The organism is Priestia iocasae (assembly GCF_016909075.1).
In the GTDB taxonomy this organism is placed as follows: domain Bacteria; phylum Bacillota; class Bacilli; order Bacillales; family Bacillaceae_H; genus Priestia; species Priestia iocasae.
Window position 1 is genome coordinate 105,910 of the sequence record NZ_JAFBFC010000008.1, and the last position, 12,572, is coordinate 118,481.

General features: G+C 38.7%; 11 protein-coding genes. 2 read left to right on the forward strand and 9 right to left on the reverse strand.

Features of this window, described 5'->3' with window-relative positions; all coding sequences use genetic code 11:
* Positions 1-131 precede the first annotated feature (131 nt).
* Both JOC83_RS17905 and JOC83_RS17910 read left to right on the forward strand, forming a co-directional pair.
* Positions 132-578, forward strand: a complete 447-nt coding sequence (locus JOC83_RS17905) for a chemotaxis protein CheX (protein ID WP_205188767.1) — start codon at positions 132-134, stop codon at positions 576-578.
* A 236-nt stretch (positions 579-814) separates the two neighbouring features.
* Positions 815-1,003 (forward strand): hypothetical protein, encoded by a 189-nt coding sequence (locus tag JOC83_RS17910; protein ID WP_205188768.1) that lies wholly within the window; start codon positions 815-817, stop codon positions 1,001-1,003.
* A 28-nt stretch (positions 1,004-1,031) separates the two neighbouring features.
* Here the strand turns inward: JOC83_RS17910 and JOC83_RS17915 are convergent, their stop codons facing one another.
* The 9 genes from JOC83_RS17915 to nadE all read right to left on the reverse strand — a co-directional run bounded on the left by JOC83_RS17915 (position 1,032) and on the right by nadE (position 12,570).
* Positions 1,032-1,640 carry a DedA family protein gene (locus JOC83_RS17915; RefSeq protein WP_205188769.1) on the reverse strand — a complete coding sequence of 203 codons (609 nt, stop codon included), beginning with the start codon at positions 1,638-1,640 and terminating at the stop codon, positions 1,032-1,034.
* A gap of 48 nt (positions 1,641-1,688) precedes the next feature.
* Positions 1,689-3,866 (reverse strand): PAS domain-containing sensor histidine kinase, encoded by a 2,178-nt coding sequence (locus JOC83_RS17920; protein ID WP_239583621.1) that lies wholly within the window; start codon positions 3,864-3,866, stop codon positions 1,689-1,691.
* Positions 3,867-4,143: 277 nt separating this feature from the next.
* Positions 4,144-5,883 carry a methyl-accepting chemotaxis protein gene (locus tag JOC83_RS17925; protein WP_205188770.1) on the reverse strand — a complete coding sequence of 580 codons (1,740 nt, stop codon included), beginning with the start codon at positions 5,881-5,883 and terminating at the stop codon, positions 4,144-4,146.
* Between the two features lie 321 nt (positions 5,884-6,204).
* Positions 6,205-6,927: a LutC/YkgG family protein gene (locus JOC83_RS17930; protein ID WP_205188771.1), complete on the reverse strand. Its 723-nt coding sequence runs from the start codon at positions 6,925-6,927 to the stop codon at positions 6,205-6,207.
* Positions 6,927-8,354 (reverse strand): LutB/LldF family L-lactate oxidation iron-sulfur protein, encoded by a 1,428-nt coding sequence (locus JOC83_RS17935; RefSeq protein WP_205188772.1) that lies wholly within the window; start codon positions 8,352-8,354, stop codon positions 6,927-6,929. Before JOC83_RS17935 ends, JOC83_RS17930 begins: the two co-directional genes overlap by 1 nt.
* Before the next feature lie 37 nt (positions 8,355-8,391).
* Complete coding sequence (locus JOC83_RS17940; RefSeq protein ID WP_205188773.1) at positions 8,392-9,108, reverse strand: (Fe-S)-binding protein; 717 nt, start codon at positions 9,106-9,108, stop codon at positions 8,392-8,394.
* Between the two features lie 285 nt (positions 9,109-9,393).
* A complete protein-coding gene (locus JOC83_RS17945; protein WP_205188774.1) occupies positions 9,394-11,172 on the reverse strand; it encodes an L-lactate permease in 1,779 nt (592 codons plus the stop codon).
* A 231-nt stretch (positions 11,173-11,403) separates the two neighbouring features.
* A complete protein-coding gene (locus JOC83_RS17950) occupies positions 11,404-11,565 on the reverse strand; it encodes a hypothetical protein (RefSeq protein ID WP_205188775.1) in 162 nt (53 codons plus the stop codon).
* A 174-nt stretch (positions 11,566-11,739) separates the two neighbouring features.
* Entirely contained in the window at positions 11,740-12,570 is an 831-nt protein-coding gene (nadE, locus tag JOC83_RS17955; RefSeq protein WP_205188776.1) for an ammonia-dependent NAD(+) synthetase, read from the reverse strand.
* Between the last annotated feature and the right edge of the window lie 2 nt (positions 12,571-12,572).

Here is a 12,572-nt window from a genome sequence, read left to right on the forward strand (position 1 = left end):
ACGGTGAGGTTTTTTTTATAGGAATATAGGATGCTTGTTTTTGTGGAAAAGTAAATTTCTTCGTGTGAAATCGACAAAATATGGTATGATGGTATTGATTAAATAGACCTAATAGCTAAAGAGGTGAAATGGTGAACATTTCTGATTCACTTCCACAATTATTAAAGCAAGCAATTTTATCTTTTCAAACATCTATTCCTGTTTCAATGTCGATTGAAGCAGCTGTGACACCGTTTGATCAATATGCTAAAAGTCAAACGGTCAGCGTTCAGATTATTGGGGACCTTCACGCGACCTTAACAATTGTAGGAGAAGAACAAACATTTTCGAAGATTGCACAAATGATGTTTGGGATGGAGCTTCAGCAAGAGATGCTCTCTTCTTTCACTTGTGAGCTAGGAAATATGATGGCGGGTAGTCTTGCCTCTGAGGCAATAAGCTTTCAGTTGCATGTGGACATTACCCCTCCAAGCCTTCATGAGGATACCATTACACAACCTTCTTCTGTTGTCACATTACCCGTAAAATGTGAAGATAGTGGTTATCTACATGTTTCGCTTTTACCTCTTTCTAGTTAATGAATGATGAATGTATGAAACGTTCAAGAATCGTTTATATTGATAAAGGATGAGTATTGCTTACAAGTATTTATATGCATTTGTTACAAAACTGTAAGGTAACTCTTTCTGTTTCTATCATATATTGTAAAGCTACCATCTATATCGTTCTTGTCAGAAATTGTTTGATGCCTGTTTTTCACATTTAGAGTTGGAGACAACGAACCGTTTAGGTGAGTTAAAGGAGGCTTTTATTTGTGTATAACAATGAAAAAGAAAAAACTCCCTTGCAAAAGTACAGTGAGGAACAACGTAGGCAAGATCTCCAGTTATTAAGTGTAAATGAGCTTGAAGTAGAAAATACCACAACAGAAGATGATACAACGACTTCTGTTGATATTGTATTTGTAGAAGGAGAAGGTTGGAAGCTAGATAGCGAACATTAATCGCTATAGCTGTCCAACCTTCTTCATTTTATGAGGGATGCTTTTCTTTTATTTTTCGTCTTTTCTTTATGAGTTGAGCAATGACAACGACACTAAAAAGAAAGAGTAAAATGATTGCTCCATACGAATAAAGAGCCGAAATAATCTCATCCATGTGTTGCCCTGAAAAATAGCCCGTTGTATAAAGAACAATTGTCCATAGAAAAGTGATTGTGTAACCAAACAAAGCAAACGTCCTGTATGGCATTTTACTATTCCCTACTAAAAAAGGGACAAAGTGACGAACTCCTGGAATAAAGTAACCAAACACAAGGGCGAGTGGCCCGTGCTTTGTAATGAGATGTTCCGCCCGGCCTACATATTGATTAACCTTAGGTACCCGATTAATAAAGCGGCTAATTACTTCATGCCAAAATCGACCAAGTAGATAAAGGGTCGTTAAACTACATATTACCCCTACATATGTCACAACAAAAGTTGGTATGGGCTCTAAATAGCTCTTAGAAGCAATTAATCCACTTGTCATAATAATTGCTTCATTTGGGATAGGTAAACCGAAAAAGCCCAACCATAACGTAAAAAACAGAGCCCAATAGCCATAGTCTTTTACAATTAATAATATGGTTTCTGTATTCAACGATTTCCTCCTTTAACGATCTGTTCACACACATCCCAATTCCTCTTTTTATTCTTGTAAAACAGGAATTGGCAATGCAACATGAAAAGTCGTGCCTTTTCCTAGTTTACTCTCAACTTGAATAGAACCTTTATGTTCTTCAATAATTTTATAGGAGACCATCAACCCTAGACCTGTTCCTTTTTCTTTTGTTGTATAAAATGGTTCTCCTAGCTTTTTAACTCGATCTTCTGATATACCTTCCCCTTCATCCTTAATTGATACTACCACATATCGCTGTTTAACACACTTGATTTGAATGGTAATAACGCCGCCGTTTTTCATCACTTCGATTGCATTTTTAATAATATTGATGAACACTTGCTTTAACTGATTCGATTCACAATAAATGGACGGTAAATCGGCTTCAAAGCTCGGGACAAATTGAACATTCTCAAGCATCGCTTGCGCATTTAGTAATTCCATCGTATCTTTAACAATTTGCTTCACATCTTTTTTTTCAAACTTCACAGCTTGTGGCTTCGCCAGTACGAGAAACTCGGTAATAATGGATTCAATTCGCTGCAACTCAGATTTTATAATATCAAAGTAGAGAGAGTAATCTTCTTTTACACTTCCCTCTAAAAGCTGAATAAACCCTTTTAAAGCTGTCATTGGATTCCGAATTTCATGAGCAATTCCTGCTGCTAACTGTCCCACAACTTGCATCGTATCCGACTTTCGAATTTGCTCATGCATTTCTTTTTTCTCGGTAATGTCTCGAATGATCGTCATATACAGACCTGGAATAATGTCCTTTTTCGTAGAAAACTCGATGTTTCGCTTCTTTCGACTTCTTGTATAAAGAAGGATTTCTCCATCTGCTTCTCCTTGAGCTTCTAGCTCATAGTGATGCTGAACAAAGAAATCATACGTATCATGTGTCATAAAATCATCTATGGTACATTCACATATTTCTTCCTTCGTCATTTCAACGATTTTACACGTTGCCGAATTTGCATCAATAATTTTTCGATCTCGGTTCCATAAGACGATTCCATCTAAGGAGCCGTTAAAGATTTGTCTGAATTTCTGCTCATTCTCTCTTAATTCTTTTTCCATTTTCTTTCGTTCACTTATATTTCGAAAGATGGTCAAATTATAATCTTCAATTACATCACTCTTTGCTGTAAACTCTAATTCTTTCACTTCACCATTTGGCATATAAAATGGAAGCTCTGCACGAATGGAACCCAACTCTTTAAATTCATTGCATATATCATGAAGGCCTTTACTCTCAGAATTAACAAAAGAATAAAGCTTTTGAGTAATAAGCTCTTCAAGTGGCAATTCAAACGTACGAGCAGAAGCTGCATTTGCATCTATAATGGTGCCATCGTCTTTCCATATCACAATTGGATCAATCGCATTTTCAAAAATCTCACGGAATTTTTGTTCACTTTTGGAAAGCTGTTGTTCCATATTACGTTTTTCTGTTACATCTCGCATGATTGACATGTAATACTCGCTATAAATATTAGCTGTTGTTGTAAACTCAAAATAGTTTACATCTCCGCTGTCAGAACGAAGCGGTAGCTCTCCTCTAGCCGTTCCGTTTTGATGAAGAATACGCCATAGCTTTTTAATTTTGTAATCGAATGCTGGCTCTACAAGCTCGTTCAGTGTTTTAGCCAGTAATTGCTCTTTTGTATAGTTCAGTCGTTTACAAAAAGCAGGGTTAGCATCAATAAAAGAACCGTTACGATCAAAAATGACAATGCCATCGACCGCTTGATTAAATACATCCATAAACATTTGTTGACTAATAAACCGTTCATTCTCTAAAAGTTTACGCGCTGTAATGTCTCGAAATGTACAAATAAGGATATTCGTTGATGAATGTTTTTTTTCACACGTAAATTCAACCTGCTTCATGATACCACTATGGAGAGTGAGTGTGCCTTCATAATGAAAATAGCCCGTCTTTGTAATAGAGGCGTAGTACTCCTCGACAACCTCGTAAGGAAGCATCATAAGGAAATCACGGACATGATACGTTACTAACTTTTGTTCCGACTGTTCAAATAATTGACACGCTGCATCGTTCACATTAATGACTTGAAAAGATGAATCAAAAACAATAATGCCATCTAACACTCGATTAAAAATCATTCGCAATTGCTGTAGCTCTTCATTCTCACTTACGCCTTGTTTATTCAATGACATAACACCTTTTTGGTCTGTCATTATTAATCCCCCTAACCCATTTTCACTTCACCTCTAAGTAGAAGCTACCCTTCTTCGTACTTAGCTTTGTTACTCTCTATTCATACATTTCATTCATTCAAATATCACTTCTTTTAAAGACACCAAAACCACATAGATTTAATACACTAGTATTCTACAAATTCTGCTCATCCCCTGCTAAATACGTCGAAAATGGAGAAAGGGTTTTACGAAACCAGTGCTTATCCATGGTTTCATAAAACCCTTTTTTATTTGCTCATTACGTGTTAATCAACCGCTACACTCTGAATGTAGCAATCATCTTTTTCAATTGATCTGATAATTGCGCAAGGTAAGCTGAATTAGCAGAAATATCAGACATAGCTCCGTTCGTTTGTTGAATAGAAGCCGACGTTTGTTCAATTCCGGCTGCAGATTCTTCTGAAACGGAAGCAATTCCTTCTATCGAATTGTTCATTTCATTTGTGTATGTCGCGATATCTTGAAGGTTTGTCGTCATTGCATGAATATTTCCATTCATACTTGTAATGGCTTCATGAATATGAGAGAACGTATGCTGTGTATTCACAACCTTTTGTGCCCCTTCTTCTACCTGGCCGTACCCTTCTTCTAATGAAGTTACAACCTCATGTGATTCAGCTTGAATTCCTTGAACAATGGATGTAATATCTGAAACAGAGCGAGACACTTGTTCAGCAAGCTTTCGTACTTCGTCCGCTACAACTGCAAATCCTCTTCCATGCTCTCCTGCTCTCGCCGCTTCAATTGCGGCATTTAACGCTAATAGATTCGTTTGATCTGCAATATCACTAATAACCTTTACGAGATGAGAGATTTGTTTTACTTCTGCGTCTAATCCTTTGACACGCTTAACAGACGAGTGAACAAGCTGTTGAATCACTGTCATTTTTTCCGTTGATTCATGCATCAATTTGTTTCCTGTCTTCGTCAGCTCTAGAACATCAGCTGATACGGTTTGAACACCTTTACTTTCTTTGTTTGCCGCATTCACTTTTTCCACATATGAATCCATCATAATAGCAATGGTCGATGATGTATTTGCTTGTTCATTTGCACCCGATGAAAGCTCATCCATCGTTAAGGCAATTTGCTCACTTGCTGTTTTTACTTCGTTTGATGACTGCATTAACTCTTCACTTTTTTCTGTTACTTGATAAGAAACAGAGGAAATCTCTTGAATCATTCCTTGTAAGTTTTGACGCATTGCATCCACTGATTGACTTAACTGCTTAATCTCATCGTTTCCTTTGTAGTCTGGAATTTCTACACCTAGATTTCCAGATGCAATTGAATTAGCCGTTGAAATCACATGGTTTAAATGCTTGTTTACTGTACGAGTAACAAAGAATAAAAGCCCTCCTCCAACAATAGAGGATACGATTAATGCAATGACTAGTAGAAGAAACGTTGATTGAATAATGGTAACCGCTCGCTCAGCAATGCTTTTTCGCTCTTGACTTAATACCTCATTAAATGATTCTAATGTTTGGATGTTATCCTCAATTATTTTGTCACCGCGAAATTTAGCTGTTTTGTATGTACGCTCATCATGTGCTGTTACAGCAGGTACAATTTCTTCTTCAAACAATTTGACTAATTCTTGCTCTTTTTGCACAATTTCACTAAAGCGCGTTTTTTGTTCCTTTGTTGTTAAAATGGGTTGAATTTTTGTTTCAAGCACTTTAAAGCGTGCTGCTAGCTCTGTTACACGTGTACGATGTTTTGGGTTTTTATCAATAATATAGTTACTAATGGAAAAGCCTTGCTGCTGAAAAATCTTGGCCATCTCTATTGTATCAATGGATCGCTGACTACTTGACGTGACTTCTTTTACATCATGCTCTACATATTTAAGTCCAGCTCCTGCCACAACCGTTGACACTAAAAATAGTAAAATGGCAATGAGCATGCCTGCACCGTACTTTTTTCCTAGATTCATGTTGTACCAAAGTGTTTTACCTGGTAGTATCAGTCGTTTTTTTCTCTCTCTCTTCAACGTAAAAGTCCCCCCTGTAAAAAATCTACTAATTGATTTGACAATACCTATCTCTACTAAAATTCATCCAAAATCCATTCATCCGCCAAAAGATGACAAACTTTTCATATATTTCTATATTATATATTATTTTTAAAAAATAGTAAGATGTGATGATGATATTTTACCTATTTTTTATTTTGAGAAACTTAGCATAAAAAAAGTCTCACCCTATTCTTCAGTTTTCACCGAAAAAAATGGGTAAGACTTTTTCTATCTATTTGTTTTTTCAAGACATTCTTTCACCTTTTTTCAAAGAGCTCATTTAACATCGCACTAAACTTATCGATCATCAACAATGATGTATGTGGCTTTAATCGGACCATGAACCCCTACAACAAGATTCATTTCAATATCAGCCGAGTTACTTGGACCTGTAATAAAGTTGACACATGATGCCACAGCCTGACCCGCTTGAATTTGCTCATGAATATGCGCTGCTGCTTGAGTCATGCGTGGAACAAGGGTACTCTTTGGAATGATAGCAATATACGTCGCTGGCAATAAACTCACAGAGCGACCTTTTCCATTTCCGCTAAACAAGACAACTGTCCCTGATTCTGCAAGAGTGATGTCACTGAACGTAATACCAACATTTGCTTTCTCTGATTTGACGATGTTTTCTTCTCCTTTTTCCGTGTCCCAGATGTGAACATCTATCTCTTTGCTTGGCCATTCCTCACGTAGTAAATGAGATAATCCAAACTCTGCAAACCGAGGATCATCCCATGTAACAACAGAACCGCCTCCGTATACATCAACCACTTTCTTTAAGGTCGACACAAGATCTACGCTTGTCGTTTCTACATAATCTGTATGAATACGCGTACAGTGATCTTGTAGCTGTTCTTTTAATTGATTTAACGAATAGCCCTGGTATACGTCATGCTGTGGTTGATGCTTCCATTCTGGTCGAGTCACACCTTCTTTGCGACGCTCACGTCCTAATCGCTTTGAAATGTTGTTTAAAAACCGATCTCTATTGTGTACGGTTCCAATGGCCATTACGATTTCTCTCCTTTCTGACGCTGATCAAACCAATCACGGAAACGCTCTTTGTTTGGCGCGGGAAACTCACGAATTTCCGTCCATGCTTTTAGTGGACCCGGTCCTTTTGAAATTTTATCTCCAACGGTAAAAGGGTTCATCGCAGTCGGTGCGACCTTTGAGCCCATTTGATAAAGAGTTGACGAAGCCGCTCCTAATCCAAATGCTTTCATCGCTAACTTTTCTGAAATAGGCGCACGTCCTTCTTTTTCAACAATCTGTTGACGATGCTTGTGCAATAACTCATGAAGTGGGATTTTTACCGGACAAGCTTCCGTACAAGCTCCACAAAGAGTTGATGCGTATGGAAGCTCTTTGTAATCATCGTATCCACCAAGTAACGGCGAAAGCACGGCGCCAATTGGTCCTGCATAAATCGATCCGTATGAATGACCTCCAACATGGCGATAGACAGGGCAAACGTTTACACATGCGGCACAACGAATGCATTGCAAGATTGATTGAAACTCCGTACCTAAAATATCCGAACGTCCATTATCAACGATCACAAGGTGAAATTCTTCTGGACCATCCACATCCCCATCGTCTTTTGGTCCGGTTAAAGCCGTTACGTAGCTTGTTAAACGCTGACCAACTGCGCTTCTTGTTAATAAGCTGACAAGCACTTCAAACTCTTCAAAAGTTGGCACAATTCGTTCCATCCCCATGACGGTAATTTGCGTTTTCGGTAAGGCCGTTGTTAACCTCGCATTTCCTTCATTTGTAACAAGACTAATTGAACCTGACTCTGCAATAGCGAAGTTACATCCCGTAATTCCGATGTCTGCCGCTAGAAATTCTTGTCTCAGCATTTCACGAGCATGAAGGGCGAGTTCTTCTGGTTTTTCCGTCTTTTTATAGGCAAGCTTTTGCTTGAACACATCGCGAATTTGCTCTTTGTTTTTATGAAGAGCTGGCGCTACGATATGAGACGGCGGATCGTGGTCGTCTACTTGTAAAATGTACTCCCCTAAGTCTGTTTCAATGACTTCACAGCCAATCGATTCAAGGCTTTGATTCATATTAATTTCTTCTGTTACCATTGACTTAGATTTGACAATTTTTTTCGCTTGTTTTCTTTTTGCTACGTTCGTAATGTACTCGTTTGCTTCTTCTGCTGTTTGCGCAAAAAACACGTGACCTCCACGCTTTGCTACATTTTCCGTTAGTTGCTCTAAATAATAATCTAAATTATCAAGCGTATGCTGACGTATTTCTTCTCCTAGTGCACGCCAGTCTTCCCAATTGCCTAGTTCTTCTGCTGCATCTAAGCGACGTGTACGAAGGCGTTCTTGTGCACCAGCTACTGCAAAGCGCATGAATGTATTATTCACACCGCTATCGACACGTTCTTTAAAATTATCCGAACCAAATTTCATTGCCATCTTTCTCAGCCCCTTTTCTAGTTATCTATGAAGTTATTTATTGGCTATTTAATACTTCTGCAATATGCATGACACGAACTGGCTTTCCTTTACGGTCAATTCGCCCACCAATGTTCATTAAGCAGCCACAGTCTGCACCAATTAAATAGTTGGCTTCTGTTTCTTCAATGTGCTTCACTTTTTCATCAACCATTTGCTCAGAGATTTGGCCCATTTTCACAGAGAATGTCCCACCAAATCCACAGCAATTGTGTGCGTTCGGTAAAGATTCAAATTGTAAGCCTTCTACATTCTTAAGTAAGGTAAAAGGTGCATCTTTCACACCAAGTAAACGCGTCATATGACACGATGTATGATAGGTTGCTTTTCCGTTCAACTTTGCTCCAACATCTTCTACTTTAAGAACATCCACAATAAACTGTGTCAGCTCATAGGTTTTGTTCGCAAGCGCTTTCGCTTTTGGTTCCCAAATAGGATCATTCTTAAAGACATGCGGGTATTCTTTGAACATTGATACACACGAACCGGATGGTGACACAATATGTTCAGCGTGTTCAAATGCTTTTATCATGTTCTTCATTGCTTCTTTTGATTCTTTTACATACCCGCTATTGTAAGCAGGCTGTCCACAGCACACTTGCGCTTTCGGAAAATCGATTTCACAGCCAAGTCGTTCTAATACTTCAACCGTTGCTTTTCCTACATCTGATTGAAACATATCAATTAAACAGGTTGTAAATAATGAAACTTTCATTTCTTACCCCTCCAAAAAGGTTCACGTCTCTATTTTCATTTTGATTAACAGGTCATCTGATGACTATACTTTTATTATACCTCTTTTAAGTAAGCGTTTCACGTTTTTCTATAAAAAACTTTACGTGACACGTTAACTATGCGAAGAGGGTGTCTCAAAAGGAGAAAAATCGTCCTCTTGTGACACCCCTTTTTATTTAGCTAGCTGCTGCTTCGATGAATGTGATTCAATCAACTTTGTTAAGAGACAACCACCAGCTAAAGAAGAGCCGTTTCATTTCATCTGTTATGCGACTTTCTTTTCTGTTCCTGGCTTCGCATCTGCTTTGTTTCCTGCTATAATCGCAGCAATAATACCGCTAATGACGATCGCTAATACAATGGTTCCTGCATTAAAACCAATACCATTTAAGGCAACATATCCGATTCCTCCAGCAAAGACAACATAAAACGTCATCGGTATTAACGTTTTACGAATCAAATTACCTTCTTTACCGATTAACCCCGCTGCTGCCGATGCTGCTACAACGTTGTGAACACAAATCATGTTACCTGCTGCCCCACCAACTGCTTGGAGAGCGACCACCATACCAGGTGTTACGCCGATATTATCAGCTACACCAAATTGGAATAGTGCAAACATCATATTACTAATCGTGTTACTTCCTGCAACAAACGCTCCAATGGCTCCGACTGTTGGTGCAACAAGTGGCCAATTTCCACCAAAGGCCGATGAAATTCCTTCTGCTAAGACAAGCGGCATGCTCATGTAGCCCGCATCATTTACCCCTGAATTAATAAAGATTTGAACCATCGGTACCGCAAACATTAAAGCAGCCATTGCACTAAACACGGTTTTACTTGAATCTTTGACTGCATTTACTGCTTCTTTTGCATTCATTTTATGAAGAAAGAAAACAATTCCCGCAACAAGTATGAACACCACACCCGGAATATTCAAAGGCTTCGATGCAATAATCATTTCTGTACCAAATACATTCTCTAACGTAATAACAACGGACTGCAACCAACCTGCAAATGGTAGAAATTGCACGCGAGTAGCCACTAATAATAAGGCAACTAATACGTAAGGTAACCAAGCCATTGCCATCGAAATGGATCGTTTAGGCTTCTCATCTGATACTTGTAACGTTCCGACCCAATCAGCATCCCACTTTGATTTGTCTTCAAAATTCCACGTCGTTTTTGGCATTAAGAAGCCTTTTTGAGCGGCTGGAATGATGATGGCTAACCCAACTAAGCCCCCTACTAATGAAGGAAATTCTGGACCTAGGAAATTGGCAACCAGTGCATAAGGAATTGTCATGGCTAACCCTGCGAAAATGGCAAACTTCCAAACTCCTAAACCTTCACGAAATGATTTGTTTTTCCCAAAAAACTTTGTTAACATGGCGGCTAAAAACAATGGAATAAACACACCAACGATTCCATGAACGATTGCGACCTGACCACCAATTTGATTTAAGTATGCTTCGTATCCTACTCCTAATGTAGAAATATGTTCATTCACAAGAGGTGAATCCTTTAATCCTGTATTTACTCCAATTAAAATTGGTGTTCCAACGGCACCAAATGATACGGGTGTAGATTGAATGATTAAGGCAACCATGACGGCTGCCATCGCTGGAAAACCAATGGCAACTAGTAGTGGCCCTACGATTGCGGCTGGTGATCCCCAACCAGCTGCTCCCTCAAGAAACGCACCAAACAACCAACAAATGATAATGGCTTGAATGCGGCGATCTGGCGTGATGCTTTCAAAGCCGTGACGAATCGTATGAACAGCGCCACTTTCTTTTAACATATTTAATAACAAAATCGCTCCAAAAACGATGACACCGACTTCTAAAGCGGTAATGATTCCCTTTAATGATGCAGCGGCAATTTGATTAACCGGTACTTGCCAAACGAAATAGCTCATGATAGCGGTTACAATTAGTGCCACAGGCATTGCACGGTTTGCCGGCCAACGTAAGACGACTAAAAAAACAAAAACAGCCAAAATCGGAATAATGGCAAGTAGCGCTAATATTCCTGTACTCATACGTATCTCTTCCCTTCCCCCTAGATATTCCTTTGTTCCATTCTCTTTCTTTTCCCCCGAAAATTAAGGTCATCTGATGATTAGATTATCTGTTGTTGTTATTATAAAATAAAACGTTTTCATATACAATACACAATGTCAAAAAAGTTCACAACATTAAAAAATAAAGGCTCTGACAACCAAAACGCGTATTTGGGTTGTCAGAGCCTTTACTGTACATGTATTTTGTTATTAGCCATTTGCTTGCTGATCATCCATTTGCTCAGTAACAGCGTCTTCTTCATATGTAGAATACAATTCGTTTCTCTCTAAATACATCATCATATCTGGATTCAATGCGGTGTCCATCATTAGCTCGATTTGTTTCTTATTTTTCTTCTGACTCATTTCCAATGTAAAACACCTCCATTTTTAGCATTGACGATTGAAGGAATTTCATACTAGCCATTTAAAGATGGACAAAAAACCACCACTGTTCTCCCTCCCTTCTCAAAAGACAAGGTGAATAAACAGTGGTGGTTGTCATTCGCTTTTTCAAACGTGACAGTTCACGTTACCTTTAATCGTTTATTTCCAAAAATCATCAAACACCGTAATTGGCATGTGACGTTTGTGCTTTGTTTTTAAGAAGTGATTTTCAATTTTGTCACTTGCTTCTTTGCCAACATCTTTTCCTTCTAAGTAATCATCAATTTGATCGTATGTCACACCAAGTGCTTCTTCATCTGGTAATTGTGGACGGTTTTCTTCAAGATCGGCTGTTGGCTTTTTCAAATAAAGGTGTTCTGGGCAGCCTAGCTCTTTTAACAGCTCTTTTCCTTGGCGTTTGTTTAAGCGGAAAATCGGCACTAAGTCTGCTCCACCGTCACCATATTTCGTGTAAAACCCTGTTACGGCCTCAGCTGAATGATCCGTCCCAAGTACCACTCCGTTTAGTGCACCTGCAATTGTGTATTGTGCAATCATACGTTGTCTTGCTTTAATATTGCCTTTGTTGAAGTCAGATACCTTTTCCCCTGTTGCTTCTTCTACCGCTGAAACCGTTTCGTCGGTTGCTCCTTTAATGTTCACGGTTACGCTGCGACTTGGTTGAATGAAACGAAGTGCATCTTGGCAATCGTCTTCGTCCGCTTGTACGCCGTATGGAAGACGAACCGCGACAAATTGGTAGTCGTTGCTTCCAGATTCTTCGTTTAATTCATCGATTGCTACCTGTGCTAGCTTTCCTGCTAACGTTGAGTCTTGTCCACCAGAGATACCAAGTACCATTGTACGTAGAAAAGAATGCTTTTTCATGTACGTTTTTAAAAAGTCGATACTGCGACGAATTTCTTCTTTTGGATCAATTGTTGACTTAACTTCCATTTCATCAATAATTTGTTTTTGTAGCTCATTCATAG